The following is a 17,590-nucleotide window of genomic DNA, read 5'->3' as shown; positions in this document are numbered from 1 at the left end:
GCGCGTCGGCCCGTCCGCCGGTGCCGGCGGACGGGCCCGGGCCCGGCTAGCGGGCGCCGCCGGCCACGGCGGGGAGGATGGTCACGTTGTCGCCGTCGGCGAGGGCGGTGGAGATGCCCTCCAGGAACCGGACGTCCTCGTCGTTCAGGTACACGTTCACGAAGCGGCGCAGGTCGCCGCCCTCCAGCAGCCGGGCGGCGATGCCGGGGTGGCGGGCGTCGAGGTCCGCGATGAGCTCGCCGAGGTTGGCGCCGGAGCCCTCGACGGCCTTGGCGCCGTCGGTGTAGGTACGGAGGATGGTCGGGATGCGGACCTCGATGGCCATGAATGCGCTCCTGTGCAGGTGGAATGGGTGGGCCGCAGGGGCGCGGCAGGGCGTGGCCCCGGGCGTCGGTGCCGGGTGGCAGGCCGGGGCGGGCGGCTCAGCGGGAGCCGGCGGACGTACCGGGACAGATCGCGCTGGCGAGCCGGCACAGGTCGACGTGCAGGCGCGCCACGAGGCGGATGCCCGGTGCCTGAGTGCTCACATCGACGGAACGCATGGGCTCATCGTATAGATTCCCGGCCCCGCTCCGACATTCCCGTCTCGCGATCCGGATGATTCTGTATCTCCTGATGAGATTCGGGTGGACGGCGGGGATTCGGCCGGGGGCGTGCGAAGGCCCGCCGGGCGCTGGTGGGCGCCCGGCGGGCCGGAATCCAGGTGGGTGCGGTCAGGGCTGGTAGGCCTCGACGACCTGGACGTCTTCCTCCGTAATCTCCCCGTCCACGATCCGGTACGAGCGGAACTGGAACGGGTCGCCGGGCTCGGTACCTTCGGCGGTGGAGACGAGCACGTAGTGGGCGTGCGGCTCGGAGGCGAGCGAGACGTCGGTGCGCGAGGGGTAGGCCTCGGTCGCGGTGTGCGAGTGGTAGACGACCACCGGCTCCTCGTCGCGGTCGTCCATGTCGCGGTAGAGCTTGAAGAGGTCGCCGGAGTCGAACTCGTAGAACGTGGGCGAGCGCGCCGCGTTGAGCATCGGGATGAACCGCTCGGGCCGGCCGGTGCCGGCCGGTCCGGCGATGACGCCGCAGGCCTCGTCCGGGTGGTCGGCCCGGGCGTGGGCGACGATCGCGTCGTGCAGTTCGCGGGTGATGGTCAGCATGCGGCCAGGATAGCCAGCGTGCTCCGGGCCCGGACTCACCGTCCGCCGCCGGCGTGCAGGTGGTCGTGCGGCACCCCGTGGACCGCCTCCGGCCTGCGGCGCTTGAGCACCTGGTAGCCGATCACCAGGAAGGCGGCCCAGGCGGGGAAGACGTACAGCGAGATCCGGCTGTCCTCGTCGAAGGCGATCAGGACGACCACCAGGACCAGGAAGGCCAGCGCGGCCCAGCTGGACCAGACGCCGGTCGGCGCCTTGAAGCCGGGCTCCGGCAGGTGCCGCTTCTGCCAGGCGGCGCGGTAGCGGATCTGGCAGATCAGGATCATCGCCCAGGTCCACAGTCCGCAGACGGTGGCGACCGAGGTGATGTACTCGAACGCCTTGGCGGGGACCTGGTAGTTGAGCACCACGCCCAGGCCCATCAGCAGGGTGGAGGCGGTGATCGCCGCCGCCGGGGTGCGCCGGCCGTTCAGCGCGCCCATCCGGCGGGGCGCCTGGCCGCGCAGGGCGAGGTCGCGCAGCATCCGGCCGGTGGAGTACATCCCGGAGTTGCAGGAGGAGAGCGCCGCGGTGAGCACCACGAAGTTGATGATGCCGGCCGCCGCCGGGATACCGATCTTGCCGAAGGCGGCGACGAACGGGCTGACGCCGGGCTGGAACTCGGTCCACGGCACCACGCACAGGATGACCGTCAGGGCCCCGATGTAGAACAGGCCGATCCGCCAGGGCAGGGTGTTGATGGCGCGCGGCAGGGTCTTCTGCGGGTCCTCGCTCTCGCCGGCCGTGACACCGACCAACTCGACGCCCAGGTAGGCGAACATCACGATCTGAAGGGTCATCACGGTGGCGCCGACGCCCTTGGGGAAGAAGCCGCCGTCCTGCCAGAGGTTGGTGATCGACGCGGTGTCACCCGCGTCGCTGAAGCCCAGCGTGAGGACGCCGATGCCGATCAGGATCATGCCGATGATGGCCGTCACCTTGACCATCGAGAACCAGAACTCGATCTCCCCGAACAGCTTCACCGAGATCAGGTTGGCCGCGTAGAGGATCAGCAGGAAGACCAGCGCGCTGCACCACTGCGGGATCCCCGGCTCCCAGAACCGCACGTACACGGCGGCCGCGGTGGTCTCGGCCATGCCGGTGACGACCCAGAACAGCCAGTACGTCCAGCCGGTCACGTAGCCCGCGAACGGGCCGAGGAACTCCCGGGCGTACTCGGCGAAACTGCCCGACACCGGCCGGTAGGTGAGGAGTTCGCCGAGCGCGCGCATGATCACGAAGATCACCACGCCGGCGACGGCGTACGACAGGATCAGGCTGGGCCCCGCCTTGGAGATCGCGGTGCCGGCGCCCAGGAAGAGGCCGGTGCCGATCGCCCCGCCGATCGCGATCATCTGGATCTGCCGGCTGCCGAGACCGCGGGCGTAGCCCTCTTCGTCCGGTCGGGGATCCGACACCTCGTCGTAGATCTGCTCGGCCATGGTGCACCGTCCTGCTCTCGTGGGGTGGAGCAGTCGTACCACGCGATGCCCGGATAACGGTGCGCATCTGAGCGATATTTGAGCATGTCAGGTCAGCGTTTCGCCCGATTCGCCCGGGAATGCGGCGGCCCCCTGTCCACGATTCGGACAGGGGGCGAGGGGTCGCGCGCGGCGCCGCGGGCCGGTGGCCCGCGCCGCCGGACGGCGGGTCAGTCGGCCATCGCCTCCAGCAGCGACTCCTGCATGCCGCCGAGCCACAGGTACGCCATCACCAGCGGCTTGCGCTCGTCGCTGTCGGGCAGCCGGTAGAGGCCCTGCTCGTCCTCCTCGGTGATCTCCAGCCGGGCCGCCAGGGTGAGCCGCAGGTCGTTCATCGCGCCCAGCCAGTGCTGGCAGTCCGACGCCGCCAGCTTCAGTACGCCGCCCTCACCGCCGAGCCCGTCCAGCGCCCGGACCACGTGCAGCGCGTTGTCGCGCTTGCGCGCCCGCAGGTCGAGCTCGGTGTAGCGGCGGAACTCCGCGGCCGCCTCCCTGGTGTCGGCGTCGGCGGGCGCGCCCGGCTCGCCGTACGCGTCGGGGAAGAGCCGGGCGAGCGCCGGGTCGCTGGGGGCCTCGGACGGACCCTCGGCGAACAGGGCCGCGAGCGGGTCGTCACTGCCCTCCCCCGGCCCCGGCCCGATCAGCTCCAGCATCTGCACTTCCAGCGAGCGCAGGATGGAGGCCTCCAGCTCGTCCAGCGCGATCGCCGCGCCACCGCCGCCGGCACTCTCGAACAACCCAGCCATCTGTATCGGTCAGCCCGTCTCGTCGTCTGCTCGGTAGCACCGGTGCGCCCGCGTCCGGCCCGCTCCCGCGGGCCGCCGGGGCGTCAGTCGTGCTGAAGGGTGGCCCACAGGCCGTAGCCGTGCATCGCCTGGACGTCGCGCTCCATCTCCTCGCGGGACCCGCTGGAGACCACCGACCGGCCCTTGGTGTGCACCTCCATCATGAGCTTCCTGGCCTTGTCCTTCGGGTAGCCGAAGTAGGCCTGGAAGACGTACTGGACGTAGCTCATCAGGTTGACCGGGTCGTTGTGGACGATCGTCACCCACGGTGTGTCCGGCTCCACCACCGGCAGGCCTTCGACCTCCGGGCGCTCGATCTCGACGGGCGCGACACTCACCGCTGGCTCTCCTCCTCGCACGCTTCCCACATGCTCTTTCGCTCCCCATGCTGCCATCCGGGGGACCCGTGGGCGATTCCGGCCCGGGATCGACGGGAGGAACCGGACAGACCCTGCCGGAACGGCCGAACCCGGCCGGGCGGTACGCACCGAAGGGCGCTCCCCGGGGCGGCTCCCGGCATGGCGCGAGGCCCGGCCGCGCGGCGCGGGACGGACCGCGGGGCAGTGCTACGGACGGTCCGCCGACAGGGCGCCGGACGGGCGGCGGGCGGCGGGCGCGGCGTCCGGGAACCGGCGCCGGAGCGGGCGGCGGGTGACGGCCGCACGAATTTTCGAAGCTCGGCGGAACATCCCGGCGGAGAAATCGTCAAACTGACGCTAAGTGGTAGTAGCATCCTCCCCATGGACGCCACTTCCCGCGCGGCCGGCTCGACCGCGCTGCTCACCGACCGCTACGAGCTCACCATGCTGCAGGCCGCCCTGCGCAGCGGAGCCGCGCACCGCCGCTCCGTGTTCGAGGTGTTCACCCGCCGCCTCCCCAACGGCCGCCGCTACGGCGTGACGGCAGGCACCGGCCGGGTGCTGGACGCGGTGGAGAACTTCCGCTTCACCACCCCGCAGCTCGACTGGCTCGCCGACCAGGACGTGGTCGACGAGGACACCCTGCGCTACCTCGCCGACTACCGCTTCACCGGCGACATCCACGGTTATCCCGAGGGCGAGGTGTACTTCCCCGGCTCGCCGCTGCTCACCGTCGAGGGCAGCTTCGCCGAGGCGGTGATCCTGGAGACGGTCATCCTGTCGATCCTCAACTTCGACTCGGCCGTCGCGGCCGCCGCCTCCCGGATGACCTCGGCCGCCGGCGGGCGCCCGTGCATCGAGATGGGCGCCCGGCGGGCGCACGAGAGCGCCGCCGTGGCCGCCTCCCGGGCCGCCTACGTGGCCGGCTTCACCGCCACCTCCGACCTGCAGGCCGGCTTCACCCACGGCATCCCCACCACCGGGACGGCCGCGCACGCCTTCACCCTGCTGCACGACACCGAGCGGGACGCCTTCACCGCGCAGATCGACTCGATGGGCCGCGGCACCACCCTGCTGGTCGACACCTACGACCTGAAGGAGGCCGTCCGCACCGCCGTCGAGGTGGCCGGCCCGGAGCTCGGCGCCGTCCGGATCGACTCCGGCGACCTGACCCTGCTCGCCCACCGGGTCCGCCGCCAGCTGGACGACCTCGGCGCCCGCAAGACCCGGATCATCGTCACCTCCGACCTGGACGAGTACGCCATCGCCGCGCTCGCCGCCGCCCCCGTCGACGGGTACGGGGTGGGCACCAGCCTGGTCACCGGCAGCGGCCACCCGACCTGCGCGATGGTCTACAAGCTGGTCGCCAGGGAGAGCGTCCCGGGCGGGCCGCTGGTGCCGGTCGCCAAGCGCTCGGCCGGCGCCAAGAGCAGCGTCGGCGGCCGCAAGTGGGCCGCCCGGCGGCCCGACGCGGACGGCGTCGCCGAGGCCGAGGTGATCGGCACCGGCCCCGTCCCCGAGGAGCTGGCCGCCCACCTGCTGCAGGTCCCGCTGGTCCTGAACGGCGAGAGCGTCGGGCGCGAGCCGCTGGCGGCAGCCCGCGAGCGGCACCTGCGGTCCCTCGGCGCCCTGCCGCTGTCGGCCACCCAGCTGTCGAAGGGCGAGCCGGTCCTGACCACCGAGCGGACCGCCTGACCCGGGCGCCGGACGGCCGGTCCGGCCCCGGGGCACCCCGGCCGGGCGGAGCGAGTCGGGGCGCACGCGCCCCGCGGCACTTCCGCCCGGGCACGTCACTCCCTAGAGTTGCCAGCACCCAGCCCCACCACTTACCTGCCCCACCACCTTCACAACCGAGGATGCGACCCATGCACCGGGCACTGATCGTCGTCGACGTGCAGAACGACTTCTGCGAGGGCGGCAGCCTGGCCGTCGCCGGAGGCGCCAACGTAGCCGCCGCGATCACCGACCTGATCGCCGAGTCGTCCCCCGCCTACCACCACATCGTGGCCACCCGGGACCATCACATCGACCCCGGCGCGCACTTCTCCGCCGAGCCCGACTTCGTCGACAGCTGGCCCGTGCACTGCGTCGCGGGCACCGAGGGCGTGGGCTTCCACCCCAACTTCGCGCCCTCCGTCACCTCCGGCGCGATCGAGGCGGTCTTCGACAAGGGCGCCTACTCGGCGGCCTACAGCGGCTTCGAGGGCCTCGACGAGAACAACCTGGGCGCGGCCGAGTGGCTGCGCGAACGCCAGGTCACCGAGGTGGACGTGGTCGGCATCGCCACCGACCACTGCGTCCGGGCGACCGCGTTGGACGCGGCCAGGGCCGGGTTCACCACCCGCGTCCTGCTGGACCTCACGGCGGGCGTGGCACCGGACACCACCACCGCCGCGCTGGAAGAACTCCGGGCCGCGGGGGTCGTGCTGGTCGGCACTCCGGTGGTGGGCGGGTAGCCCTCACCCCGGTCGCGGGCGGGTCGCCCTGGACGGAGGCCGGAGGCCGGGACGGTTCGGCCGTGGACTCCGCGGACGCCGATCGCGGACGCCAGGGCCGGGCGCGACGGGCGACGCGACGGGCCGACGCGACGGGCCAGGCGCAACAGGCCGACAGGGCCGAAAGGGCCGACGCCGCAGGCGCCGGGCGGGCGGGTCAGCGCTCGGCGGCCAGCAGTTCCACCAGGTCGGTCCCGCCCAGCGCGACGGCCTGCCGCAGCTCGGCGCCGACCGCCTCGGGCTCGGCGGCCAGCCGCCGCCCCGACACCTGCACCACCCGCACCCCCACGTACTCCAGCCGGTGCCGGCCGCCGCGCGCCCAGGCGGACTCCCCCGCGCTGACGCAGCGCAGCTCCGGGTCGATCTCCAGCGCGACCCCGGCCTTCGGCCAGTAGAGGTCCGGTACGGCGATGAAGGTCCCGCCGCGCATCCGCAGTTCGGGGCCGGCCAGCGGGACGGGCAGCAGCCAGTCGTCGACCAGCCGGAGCGCCAGCTCGATCGCCGACTCCCGGGCCTCGGTCAGCAGTTCGTCCAGGGCGGCCCGGATCCGGGCCTCGCCGAGCAGGTCCGCCTCGATCAGCTCGGAGAGCAACTCGGCGATGGTGCAGCGGGCTTCGGGCAGCGCCACCGCCTCGCGCAGCACCGCCCGGACCGGCTGCGCGCCATCCTCCGGGCCGCCGGCATCGGTCCACTCCCGGAGCGCGTCCGCGACCGCCCTGGCGACCGGCGCACAGGCCAGCCCGTGCACCGAGTGCGCCTCCAACTCCCTTGCCGTGCGACGGATCCGCACCTCCCCCGCATCCTTCAGCCGGCGCTGACGCGGCACCAGCACCTCCACCCCGGTGAGGGCCGGCAGCCGCGGGACGGCGGCGAACCCGTACAGTGCGAGGGCGGCCGCACCGGTGATCACCGCACCGTCCCGGCGGCCGTCCTCGCGCCCGTTCTGCGCGGCGTAGAGCAACGCGGCCCAGATCCGCTGCTCAGGGGTCGGCTCGCCGTCCTGGAGCAGGTAGACCCTGGGCAGCAGGCGCTGCCAGGGGCCGCCCCGGCGGCAGTGCTCGCTGATCACCCGGGACGGCACGCCCCGGGCGCGCAGCTGGCCGGCGGTGATGACATTCTGCTGACGCTTCGCCAGTTCTTCCAGAGACGGCGACGGCGAAGGAATCTGGTAGCTCATGCCGACACCATCCCCAACAGCCCGTCCGGCCATCGGTTGCCTGACGCACTGTTACCCAAACGTCGCGAAACCGGGACCAGTCTGCGCTAAAGTCCCCATACCCTCACTCGTTCGGAGTAATCGGCGGCCTTAAGGTTGTCATCGTGGGCGGCCCCGGTATCCCCTGCCCGGCTGCCCGACGCGGCCTCCGGCGAGCGGCTCGGCCCGCCGGACCGGCCGGCCCGGACCACAGACCAGGGCGTTTGACCGTGGGTGACCAGGACCATACGCCGAAGCCCCTCACGGGAGTCCCTCCCGTCCGTAAGATTGCCTACCCTTACTCCATGTCACGTGACGAGACCTCCGGCCTTCGCGCGGCCCTGCTGCGCCTCGGCCGTCTCCCCGGATACGTCCGCCAGCCCGACCTCGCACGCCGCAGCGGCGAACAGGGTCATACGTACAAGAAGGGCTGGGAGGTCCGCTTCACCGCCCGGACCGAGGACGAGATAGCCGAGATCCGGGACCTGGTGGTCGCGGCCGGTTTCGCACCCGCCCGACCGTTCTTCAAAGGGCACCAGCTGATCCAGCCGGTGTACGGCATGGCGGTCGTCCAGGCCTACCTCGCCGCCCGGCAGGCCGTCGAGGAGAACGCCGCCCGGGCCGCCCGGGGCAGACTGGCGGACGGCACAGCCGAGGCCGGGTCCGACAGCGCGAGAGCGGACAGCGCGAGATCCGAGAGCGTGGGAGCCGAGAGCCTGGGAGCCGACGCCGCCACGAGCGACACCGCCAGGGCCGCCGCGGCCGCGGGCGCCGCAGCGGCGGCCGCGGCCGCCGGTGCCGAACGGGCCAGGCGTCGCGCGGTCGAGGCCTTCCCGGCCCAGGTCGAACGCGCCACCGCGGCCGACCGGATGGACTGCTCCGACCGGGCCCGGAAAGCCGGCCCGGCCGGCGCAACCCCGCAGGGCGCCGGACGCGCCGCCACCGACCGCTCCGCGGCGGGCGCCCGGGTCGGCGCGGCGGAAGCCGGCCGCAGCTGCTGAGAGCACGGACGGCCCGGCCGCCCCGAGGGGCGGCCGAAGGGCCGCCCGGCGCCGTCGGGGGCCCGCCGCCGGGCGGCCGGCCCCCGACGGGCCGCCAGCGGGCCCTCAGGACCCCGTGCGACCCCGTCCAGCTCCTGACCCACCCTCAGGACCGTTCACCCGGGCGGCTCGTGGTCGATGTGCACGGTGGCCCCGAGCAGCCGGGGCACCGCCCCCATCAGCGCCCGCTCGGCCGCCTCCGCGACCCGGTGCGCGGCCACCACCGAGAGCGTGCCGTCCACCACCACCTCGGCCTCGGCACGCAGGACGTGACCGATCCAGCGCATGCGCAGCGCACCCACGCCGCGCACGCCGTCCACCGCGCGCAGGGCCCGCTCGGCGGCGTCGACCAGCGCCGGATCGACCGCGTCCATCAGGCGGTGGCCGATCTCACGGACCGATCCGCGCAGCACCGCCAGGATCGCCGCCGTGATCAGCAGCCCGACCAGTGGGTCCGCCCACGGCAGCCCGAGCCCCGCGCCCGCCGCGCCGACCAGCACGGCGAGCGAGGTCAGCCCGTCGGTACGGGCGTGCAGGCCGTCCGCCACCAGCGCGGCCGAGCCGATCCGGCGGCCGGTGCGGATCCGGTAGCGGGCCACCCACTCGTTGCCCAGGCAGCCGACCAGCCCGGCGCCGGCCACCGCCCAGAGGTGGGTCGCCGGCTGCGGGTGCAGCAGCCGCTCGAAGGCGGTGACGGCGGCGAACACGGCGGAGGCCGCGACGGTCAACACGATCACCGCGCCCGCCAGGTCCTCCGCCCGCCCGTACCCGTACGTGTAGCGGCGGTCGGCCGCGCGCCGGCCGAGCAGGAAGGCGATGCCCAGGGGCAGCGCGGTGAGCGCGTCCGCGAGATTGTGGACGGTGTCCCCGAGCAGCGCCACCGAGCCGGACATCAGGACGACGGCGCCCTGCGCGAGCGCCGTCACCCCGAGCACCAGCAGCGAGACCCGGAGCGTGCGCAGGCCCTCCGCGGAGGACTCCAGGGCAGCGTCGACCTTGTCGGCCGCCTCGTGGGAGTGCGGGCGCAGCAGGTGGCCCAGCCGGTGCCGCAACCGCCCGTGCGGGTCGGGGTGACGGTGGCCCCGGCCGCCGTGGGCGGCCCGGTCGCCGGCCCCGTGCCCCCGCTCGTGGCTGTGATCACGGCCCCCGTGCGCATGCGGTTCCGGAGGAGAATCCGGGGGCGCTTGCGAAGGTGTCTTCGAAGCCGTGCTCGAAGACACCTTCGAAGACGGCCGCGGGTGCGGATTCGAGTGCGGATGAGGATGCGCGTGGACCTCCATATGGCTTACGGTGGCACATCAACTCCCTTGCAGCCACTGCCGTCCTACACCCTCCGACCAGGTGCGAGACCCTCGCAGGTGGGTCTTCCGCGCCCCTGCGCACCGGTCCGCACGGACGGCCCGGCCCCCGCACGCTCGCACCGGCCCGGCGCCGGCCGGACAGCGGCCCGCGACCCGGGCGGCGGACGGACGGCCGGACGCCCCCGGACGGCGCGGCCGCGACCGGGCTGACAGCGGCCCGCCCGGGACCGCCCGTCCACCACTGCGCCGCAGCCCCCAAGGATCACGTTCCGGGTATCCAATCCGATTGGTTACCCTGAGCACCGACCGATTCCCGTAGAGTGAGCACGGAAGATCCCCCCAGCCGCACATCTCCCTTGCCGAGAGGCAGAGATGACCACTCGTCACCCCCGCCCCGCCGGGCCGCCGGAGGAACCGGGCACTTCGCGTGCCAGGCCCCCGGAACCTGTCATGCCCGTGGAGTACGCGGCCTTCTGCGAACTGCACCGACCGCGCTATCTGAGCTACGCCCGGGTGTGGCTGCCCGACGCCGACGAGGCGGCGGACAGCGTCCAGGAGGCCCTCTGCGAGGTCGCGGTGCACTGGCGAGCCCTGTTGGTCAGCCGGAACCCCACGGCGGAGGCCTGGCACATCCTGCGCAGCACCGTGGCCGCGAGACTGCGGGCCGAGACCTCCGCCGCCCCCGAACCGCGCGGGTCCGGCCCGGCCGACGAGGACCTGGCGATCCTGCACTACGTGGTCGGGCTCGCGGCCCCGGAGATCGCGGACGTGGTCGGCTCGGACACCGCCAACGTGGCGGGCCGGCTGCGCCGCGCCCTGCTGCACGAGCCCGCCGACTGGTGACCGGCGTCACCGCGTGGCGCCGGGAGGTCCGCCGCCCGGCGGGGAAGGATCGTCCCGGCCGGTGAGCCCGCTCCGGCCGGCGAGCCGGAGGTGTGTCCATGGCCGACGAGCCACCCGCCGGGCCTGCCGGCCGCGCGCCCGCGCGACGGCCCGCTCGGCAGCCCGCTCGTGCCCGTACGGCCGAGCTGACCGAACAGCAGGCCACCGCCTGCGACCGGCTCGGCTCGCCGCTGTACGGCGCCCTGCTCCGCCGCGTCGCCGAGGACGTCACAGCCGGCGGCCCGTGCGCCGAGGCCCTGGCCGGGTACGAGCACGCGCCCGGCGCGGACGCCGTCGCCCTGCGGTTGCTCGGCGGCGTCCACGCGCTGGTCCTGACCGGTCGCGCGCCGGGGCTCGCGGCGCACTACCCGCGCGCGGGCGGCCGTCTCGACCCCGGTCGGCCGGACGCCGGCTGGCCGACCGTCCGTGCCGCCGTCAGGGACAACCTGCCCTGGGTCCGGGACTGGCTGACCCGGCCCCCGCAGACCAACGAGGTCGGCCGGGCCACCCTCCTGGTCACCGGCCTGCTCCGGGTCCTCCCGCCCGGGTACCCCGTCCGACTGTTCGAGCTGGGCGCCAGCGCAGGCCTCAACCTGCTCGCCGACCGCTTCCGGTACACCGCCGGCCCCTTCGGCTACGGCCCCGCCCACTCCCCCGTCGTACTGCGGAACGCCTGGCAGGACGCCCCGCCCGACCGGCTCCGGCAGGCCGCCGCAGCCACCCCCGCACTCACCTTCGCCGAACGCCACGGCTGCGACCTCCGCCCGATCGACCCCGCCTCCCCCGACGGCGCCCTCGCCCTGCGCGCCTACCTGTGGCCGGACCAGCCCGAGCGCACCGCCCGCCTGGCCGGTGCCCTGGCCGTCGCCGCCGAACATCCCCCCGAAGTCCGGCCGATCGGCGCGGCCGCCTTCCTGCGGGAGGTCACCGTCCGGCCGGCCACCCTCACCGTGCTCTGGCACTCGATCATGCGCCAGTACGTCCCACCGGACGAATGGACCGCAGTCGAGCGGGAGTTGACGAGGCCGGCGGAGTCCAGCAGCGCCGAGGCCCCGTTCGCGCACCTCACCTTCGAACCGCTCCGCCCGGGCGCCGGCGCCGGGCACCGCTTCGTCCTGACCGTCCGGGCGGGTACCGGCGAGCCGGAGGTGCTGGCCGAAGCCCCACCGCACGGCCTGCCCGCACGGCCGTTCGAGGAACGGCCGGCGTAGCCGGTCTCCTGGCTGCCAGGGCCGATCACTACGCCGCCGGCACACCCGTCACGTCGTGCAGGTGGTGCACCGGGTCGTGGATCAGGTAGCGCGAGAAGCTCTCGACCGTGAACCGCGCGCCGTCACTGCGGTCCCCGGTCCGCTGCCACTGCTCGCCGGAGACCCGGTCGAAGGCGCCCGCCAGGATCTCGGCCGCCTCGGCCAGGTCGGCGGCCACCGCCTTCGGGTCCTGCTCGCCGTACCGCTCGGCCAGCGCGGTCTCGTCCTGGTCCCAGTTGGGGAAGAGCGGGCCGTCCTGGTCGAGCATCAGGTTCAGCCGGACATGGAACAGCCGGAAGACGTCCCGCACATGGCAGGCGTACTCCAGCGCCGACCACACGTCGGGCCGGGGCCGGCGGCGCAGCACGTCCTCCTCCGCGTCGAGCACCGCCAGCCAGGAGGCCGCATTGGCGCGCACCAGTCCGGCCACCTCCTCGCGGACCACCGCCGGGGTGTCCAGACCGCAGTCGGGGCAGGACCGCTCCAGGACCCAGGTCCAGTCCTTGCCGTCCGGCGTGATCACGTCGGCGGTGGGAGCGATGACGGTGGCGGCGTTCTCCGGAGTGTTCATGCGTCCATGGTGGCGGTCCCCACACGCCCCTCACCAGCGGCCATCCCGCCACGGAACGCCGAAATGCCGCCAGGGAGCGGGCCAGCCCGGCCCGGGCCCGCTGCCGGTGGGGCTCAGGGGGTGGCGGGCACGGGCGGTGGAAGGCAGGGTGAGAAGTGCAAAGAGCCCGCTCATCGTGGAGCCTGCCCCTGCAAGGCGCCGGCGACTGCGTGCTCGGTCTGCTCGTACCCCTGCGCCGTCGTGTCGAGGTCGGTCGCCGCGTCGGCAAGTCGCTTCCGCAGTGCGGTCAATGCCGGTGCCCAGCCCCCCGCAAGCCGCTGCGGTGCATCGCTCATCGACCAGCCGAGGAGCTGCCCCGCGGTGCTGGATGCGGTGCCGACCGCCGCTTCGCCCGGCCGGCCGGCCGAAGTCAACCTCGATACTTCTGGCCGCCGCTGCCGACGCCCGCAACTCGCGCGGCTGCACTCAGATGTCGCTCATCACAGCTCCCCCCGAAGCAACTGACACCGCCCGCCACCCTGGGATCGCGCCCACCATCCGTGACCGTGAAAGTACTCAGCGAAACCTCTGGGTCAAGCCCGCCCGGTCGTTGCTGCCTGGACATGCGACCGCGTGGCACCGGATCGGCAGCACGGCGGAGAGCTGGCCGCATGCCCGTGCGGCAAACCCCCTGCGCGGCCGAAAACCGCTGGTCGGGCGGGTGGGTGGGAGCCATGCTGGACGGCATGTTCATTCGCGAAGCCACCGCCGCCGACTGGCCGCAGATCTGGCCCTTCCTGCACACGATCGTCGCCGCCGGTGACACCTTCACCTGGGACCGGGAGATCACCGAGACGGACGCCCGTGCGATGTGGATGAAGGCGGCCCCCGGCCGGACCTTCGTCGCGGTGGACGAGGACGGCACCGTCCTCGGTACCGCCGAGACCCACCGCAACCAGATGGGCGGCGGCTCGCACGTCGCCAACGCCGGCTTCATGGTCGACCCCCGCCACACCGGCCGGGGAGTCGCCCGGGCCCTGTGCGCCCACGTCCTGGAGCAGGCCCGGGCCGACGGCTACCGGTCGATGCAGTTCAACGCCGTCGTCGAGACCAACCACCGCGCGGTGGCGCTCTGGCAGTCCCTCGGCTTCGAGGTGCTGACCGCCGTCCCCGAGGCCTTCCACCACCCCGACAAGGGGTACGTCAGCCTGCTCGTGATGTACCGGAGGCTCTGACCCCCGCATGGCCCCGGGGCGGGGACCTCCCCGCCGGGGGCGGGCGTCCGGGTCAGAGCAAGGCCCTGATCCGGAGTGCCAGTTCGTCCATCCGCAGGTCCGTGACCGGCTGCTCCGCGCCGAGCAGTCCGAACACCCTGGGGCCGCGCAGCTCCACCGGGTGCTCCTCGGCGCGCGGCACGATGTGGAAGTGCACGTGGGAGAAGCCCTCCGCCTCCGCGAACTGCGCGACGTACGTCTTCGCGCACCCCGTCGCGGCGCCCAGCGCACGGGACAGCCGGACCTGCCAGCTCCCCAGCACGGCCGCCTCCGCGTCCGTCAGATCCCCGATCGTGGTGACATGACGGCGCGGCAGCAGCACCAGCCAGCCGGGGAGCGCACTCCCGACGGCATGCGCCACCCGCCAGTGCTCGTCCACGGCGATCCGCTCACGCGGCGGGAGGCCGGCGAACCCGGCCTCCCGCTCACAGCTGTAACAGTCCATGACCGGAGGCTAGTTCACCAGCCTCGCAGCCCGCGGGCGAACGTCAGCTGCCGCTCCCCTGCACCGCGCAGAGCGCGTCGACGGAACTCGCTCCCGAGCCGCCCGGCAGCACCCAGCTCAGCAGGCTCGAACAAATGGCCGCCTCCTGCGGGTTCTTGGGCCCGGTCGACCCCTCCGCCCGCGCCGGAGCGGCCAGCATCACCGCCGCGACGGCGGCGACCAGAACGAGAGCGAACAGAGAGACGAAGGCGGAGACGGATACGGGAACACGAAGCTGGGGTCGGAACATGACAGGGCCCTTCCGATAGTCGATGGAGAACCATCACTATCGGAAGGGCCCCGCCCTGCTCCGGCCATTCGCCTGACCGTGGGCGCGTCAGCGGTACGGCTGCCCCGACGGCGGCACGGGCGGCCCGGACGGCGGAGCCGGCGGCCCCTGCGGATACCCGTACGGCTGCTGCTGGACACCGCCGTAGGGCGCCTGCGGGGCCTGCCCGTACGTCGGAGGCTGCTCGTACGTCGGAGGCTGCCCGTACGGCGAGGGCGCCGGCGGCCCGTACCCCCCGCCGCCCGATGGCGGAGGCGGCCCGCTGCCGCCGTTCTTCCGGCCGCGCACGATCAGGACGGCGACACCCACCACGACGAGGAGCCCCAGCACACCGGCCAGGACGTAGACGTAGACCGGCACACCGGAACCGTCCTTCGCCGCCGCATCCTTGGCGTCCCCCGTCGGCACCGGATCCGGCGAATCCGGAGACCCCTGCGACTCCGGACGGGACAGCAGCGGATTCTCCTTCGGCCCGTTGTCGACCGCAGGATTGGCAGCCAAGGCCTTCGACGGCGAGGCGATCCCGTACCCGTAGTGGTCGTTGGGCACCGCCGAGCCGTCCGGCGGGGCCACCGCGCTCTTGATGATCCGATTGATCACCTGCCCGGCCGAAAGGTTCGGGTACTTGGACCGGACCAGGGCGGCGATGGCGGAGACGTAGGCGGTGGAGTCGGAGGTGCCGTTCGCGTTGCGGTAGGCGGAGGTGGACTTGATGTCCGCCGAATAGATGTCAACCCCGGGGGCTACCACTGTGGTCTCGGGGCCATAGCTCGACTTCTCCCACATCTGACCATTCTGGTCGACGGCACCTACCGCGATCACACCCGGAAAGGCCGCCGGATAAGCAACGGGAGTGGCGTGATTTCCTAGATTTCCCGTACTGGCCACGAGCACGACATCCTTGGAAAGCGCATAGCTGAGAGCCTCGCGGGCCCGTGCGTTTGTTCGCACACCACCACCGAAGGACATGTTGACCACCTTTGCCCCGTGATCAACGGCATAGCGAAGAGCTTCCGAGAAGTGATCCTCAGTGGGAACAAAGTCACCATCGCCTGAGAGCTTGATCCGCACCGGAAGAATCTTGGCCTTGGGCGCGAGCCCCATCACACCTGCCTGGTCCCCATGGCCATGGCCGGCAATCAAGCTCGCCATTCCGGTGCCGTGTCCCTCGGTGTCGGTCCGGCCGTCACCCTGGGCGTTCGAATAGTCGACACCTGACACGACCTGGCCGGTCAAGTCCTGATGGTCAGCCGAAACGCCGGTGTCAATCACGGCGACAACTACGCCATCACCCTGGCTGACCGGCCAGACCTTGCTCTCCGCCTCATATTTGGTCAGGGCCCATTGGCCGGCGCGAATATTGTCAGCGCTAGCAGGTCCCGCCGCCATACCCCAGAGCAAAGCACCTGCAGCCAGCGCGGCCATGCCGCGCACCGGTCGGCTGGTCCTCAAGCCTGGTCACCCCACTCAAGCGAAGCGGTCGTCCCGTAGATCAAGATCTACGGGACGACCGGTCAGATCGGACTGTCCACAGGCGGACAGGGAATCATTCCACCACGTTCGGATTGCTGTGCTGACCCGACACCCAGGTCTCCTCGTCCTCGACGAGGTAGTCCGGGCGCTTGCTGCCCTTCTCCCGGTCCTTCTTACGGCGCTGTGCGTCGCTGAGCGGCATGCCCTGACCCTGGGCACCCTTACCGCCCTGCGGACCTGCGCCGTGCTCGGCCTGGACACGGGCGCGTGCACCCAGACCGGATCCACCCTCGGTGAAGGCCTTGCGGCCGGAGCCGGCCCCCATCCCGGTGGACTGACCCGCGACGCCACCGGATCGCCGCACGGCGCTTGCGCCACCGCGGCCGCCAGCAGCGCCACGGCCGCCGCCGAAGCCGCCCTCGTTCATTCCGCCCGCGCCGAAGGCACTGCCGCCACGGGCGGCACCCGAACCTGTACCACCGCGGCCGAACTCCCTGCCAACCGCACCGGCCTTGTTCTGGCCGCCGGAGAGGCTTCCTGTACCGCCGCCCTGCGTCTTGTTGCCGGTGCCGATCCCGCCGAGACCCCCCTGGGGCACTCCGCCGGAGAGCCCGCCCGAACCCGCATGGCCGGTGCCGGTGCCACCTGCTCCGGTGCCGCCGAGATTCGACGAACCGGTGCCCGACCCGGCGGGCGACGGCGCCAGGACGGCGCCGTCGATTCCGGTACCAGGGCCGAAGTTGGCCGGGGTCGGCGGCTTGGGGGCGGGCTGCGCCGAGCCACCCTTGATGGCCGGGTCCGCAGGTGCCACGGCGACGTTTGTCTTGGGTGCCTTAGGGGTTGGGGCAACGCTTGTGCCGCCGGGCCTGGACTGCGAGGACCGACTGCCGCTACCACCACTCCCGGAACCGTTGGAACCCACCGTGCCCAGACCGGCTCCGGCGATCAATCCGACGATTGCCGCCCCGGTGGGATCCCCGGGAGCAACAATCTCACCCGATTCGTCGAACCGATCCCGCGGCGATTTGAGCACCGGCGTAGCCGCCTGGTACTTCCTCGCCAGGATCTGCATCACCGCGACGGCCTGGGCCTTCTTCTCGTCGGTGACGGCGGTCTTGGTGTCCTCGTCGTCACCGCCGAAGGTGGCGGAGACGGTGTCGCCGAAGCCGTCGGTGAACTGGTCCCAGAGGCCCGGTTCCTCGGGCATGGTCTTCTTCGCCTGGTCGATGGCCTGGGCCATGTGCTTCAGGGTCTCGGCGGCGTCCTGGGCGTACGACGCGGTGTTGTTGATGTTGTTCGCGAGCTTCGTCATCTTCGAGTAGAAGGCGTCGCTGGACGAGCCCTCCCAGTCGAGGGCGGCCTCGCCGGAAGTGGACTGGAGGGAGGTGTGGATCGCCTTGAGGGTGTCGGCGGCCCGCCGCCACGGGTCGCTGGCGCTCATCACCTCGCCCGAGTTCATGGCTTGCACCATGCTCCGGAGCGAGCCGTGGCTGTAGCTGTTGAAGTCGGTGAAACTCATGATCGGGCGTCTCCCGTCCCGCTCGCACGACC

The 17,590-nt window shown here is 72.7% G+C and carries 19 protein-coding genes; 6 read left to right on the top strand and 13 right to left on the bottom strand.

Features of this window, described 5'->3' with window-relative positions; all coding sequences use genetic code 11:
* Window positions 1-46 precede the first annotated feature (46 nt).
* The 6 genes from OG689_RS26065 to clpS form a co-directional block, all read right to left on the bottom strand.
* The gene (locus OG689_RS26065) at window positions 47-325 is read right to left on the bottom strand and encodes a MoaD/ThiS family protein (protein WP_266323297.1); all 279 of its coding nucleotides are present in this window, start codon (window positions 323-325) and stop codon (window positions 47-49) included.
* A 97-nt stretch (window positions 326-422) separates the two neighbouring features.
* Entirely contained in the window at window positions 423-542 is a 120-nt protein-coding gene (locus OG689_RS44880) for a putative leader peptide (protein WP_323189328.1), read from the bottom strand.
* Between the two features lie 171 nt (window positions 543-713).
* Window positions 714-1,145: a M67 family metallopeptidase gene (locus OG689_RS26060; RefSeq protein ID WP_266323296.1), complete on the bottom strand. Its 432-nt coding sequence runs from the start codon at window positions 1,143-1,145 to the stop codon at window positions 714-716.
* Between the two features lie 35 nt (window positions 1,146-1,180).
* The gene (locus OG689_RS26055; protein ID WP_266323295.1) at window positions 1,181-2,623 is read right to left on the bottom strand and encodes an amino acid permease; all 1,443 of its coding nucleotides are present in this window, start codon (window positions 2,621-2,623) and stop codon (window positions 1,181-1,183) included.
* A 209-nt stretch (window positions 2,624-2,832) separates the two neighbouring features.
* The gene (locus OG689_RS26050; protein WP_266323293.1) at window positions 2,833-3,408 is read right to left on the bottom strand and encodes a DUF2017 domain-containing protein; all 576 of its coding nucleotides are present in this window, start codon (window positions 3,406-3,408) and stop codon (window positions 2,833-2,835) included.
* An 83-nt stretch (window positions 3,409-3,491) separates the two neighbouring features.
* Complete coding sequence (gene clpS / locus OG689_RS26045; RefSeq protein WP_073923055.1) at window positions 3,492-3,785, bottom strand: ATP-dependent Clp protease adapter ClpS; 294 nt, start codon at window positions 3,783-3,785, stop codon at window positions 3,492-3,494.
* Between the two features lie 402 nt (window positions 3,786-4,187).
* Here clpS and OG689_RS26040 point away from each other — a divergent pair, with 402 nt between their 5' ends.
* Complete coding sequence (locus OG689_RS26040) at window positions 4,188-5,501, top strand: nicotinate phosphoribosyltransferase (protein ID WP_266323291.1); 1,314 nt, start codon at window positions 4,188-4,190, stop codon at window positions 5,499-5,501.
* A gap of 170 nt (window positions 5,502-5,671) precedes the next feature.
* Window positions 5,672-6,262, top strand: a complete 591-nt coding sequence (locus OG689_RS26035) for an isochorismatase family protein (RefSeq protein WP_266323290.1) — start codon at window positions 5,672-5,674, stop codon at window positions 6,260-6,262.
* 196 nt (window positions 6,263-6,458) lie between these two features.
* Here the strand turns inward: OG689_RS26035 and OG689_RS26030 are convergent, their stop codons facing one another.
* Window positions 6,459-7,478, bottom strand: coding sequence for a hypothetical protein (locus tag OG689_RS26030; RefSeq protein WP_266323289.1), 1,020 nt, complete (start codon window positions 7,476-7,478; stop codon window positions 6,459-6,461).
* Between the two features lie 323 nt (window positions 7,479-7,801).
* Between OG689_RS26030 and OG689_RS26025 the strand changes: the two genes are divergently transcribed.
* On the top strand, window positions 7,802-8,497 hold the full coding sequence (locus OG689_RS26025; RefSeq protein WP_266323288.1) for a hypothetical protein: 696 nt from the start codon (window positions 7,802-7,804) through the stop codon (window positions 8,495-8,497).
* A gap of 155 nt (window positions 8,498-8,652) precedes the next feature.
* Here OG689_RS26025 and OG689_RS26020 read toward each other — a convergent pair whose 3' ends face one another.
* Window positions 8,653-9,816, bottom strand: coding sequence for a cation diffusion facilitator family transporter (locus tag OG689_RS26020; protein ID WP_266323287.1), 1,164 nt, complete (start codon window positions 9,814-9,816; stop codon window positions 8,653-8,655).
* A gap of 471 nt (window positions 9,817-10,287) precedes the next feature.
* Between OG689_RS26020 and OG689_RS26015 the strand changes: the two genes are divergently transcribed.
* Together OG689_RS26015 and OG689_RS26010 are read left to right on the top strand one after the other, a co-directional pair.
* Window positions 10,288-10,680, top strand: a complete 393-nt coding sequence (locus OG689_RS26015) for a sigma factor (RefSeq protein WP_266323286.1) — start codon at window positions 10,288-10,290, stop codon at window positions 10,678-10,680.
* A 98-nt stretch (window positions 10,681-10,778) separates the two neighbouring features.
* Window positions 10,779-11,930, top strand: a complete 1,152-nt coding sequence (locus tag OG689_RS26010; protein WP_266323285.1) for a DUF2332 domain-containing protein — start codon at window positions 10,779-10,781, stop codon at window positions 11,928-11,930.
* A gap of 28 nt (window positions 11,931-11,958) precedes the next feature.
* On the opposite strand, the gene OG689_RS26005 is transcribed toward OG689_RS26010, so the two are convergent.
* Entirely contained in the window at window positions 11,959-12,540 is a 582-nt protein-coding gene (locus OG689_RS26005; RefSeq protein ID WP_266323284.1) for a DinB family protein, read from the bottom strand.
* Window positions 12,541-13,265: 725 nt separating this feature from the next.
* Between OG689_RS26005 and OG689_RS26000 the strand changes: the two genes are divergently transcribed.
* The gene (locus OG689_RS26000; RefSeq protein WP_266323283.1) at window positions 13,266-13,754 is read left to right on the top strand and encodes a GNAT family N-acetyltransferase; all 489 of its coding nucleotides are present in this window, start codon (window positions 13,266-13,268) and stop codon (window positions 13,752-13,754) included.
* Window positions 13,755-13,806: 52 nt separating this feature from the next.
* Here OG689_RS26000 and OG689_RS25995 read toward each other — a convergent pair whose 3' ends face one another.
* From OG689_RS25995 to OG689_RS25980, 4 genes are all read right to left on the bottom strand, one after another.
* Complete coding sequence (locus tag OG689_RS25995) at window positions 13,807-14,238, bottom strand: HIT family protein (protein ID WP_266323282.1); 432 nt, start codon at window positions 14,236-14,238, stop codon at window positions 13,807-13,809.
* 43 nt (window positions 14,239-14,281) lie between these two features.
* Window positions 14,282-14,527, bottom strand: coding sequence for a hypothetical protein (locus OG689_RS25990; protein ID WP_266323281.1), 246 nt, complete (start codon window positions 14,525-14,527; stop codon window positions 14,282-14,284).
* 87 nt (window positions 14,528-14,614) lie between these two features.
* Window positions 14,615-15,991 (bottom strand): type VII secretion-associated serine protease mycosin, encoded by a 1,377-nt coding sequence (gene mycP, locus OG689_RS25985; RefSeq protein ID WP_266323280.1) that lies wholly within the window; start codon window positions 15,989-15,991, stop codon window positions 14,615-14,617.
* Between the two features lie 121 nt (window positions 15,992-16,112).
* Window positions 16,113-17,558, bottom strand: coding sequence for a WXG100 family type VII secretion target (locus tag OG689_RS25980; RefSeq protein ID WP_266323279.1), 1,446 nt, complete (start codon window positions 17,556-17,558; stop codon window positions 16,113-16,115).
* Window positions 17,559-17,590: the final 32 nt, after the last annotated feature.

The sequence above is a fragment of the Kitasatospora sp. NBC_00240 genome (assembly GCF_026342405.1).
Taxonomy (GTDB): domain Bacteria; phylum Actinomycetota; class Actinomycetes; order Streptomycetales; family Streptomycetaceae; genus Kitasatospora.
Note: the sequence above shows the minus strand (reverse complement) of the source record. Positions and strands in the feature narration are given on the sequence as shown.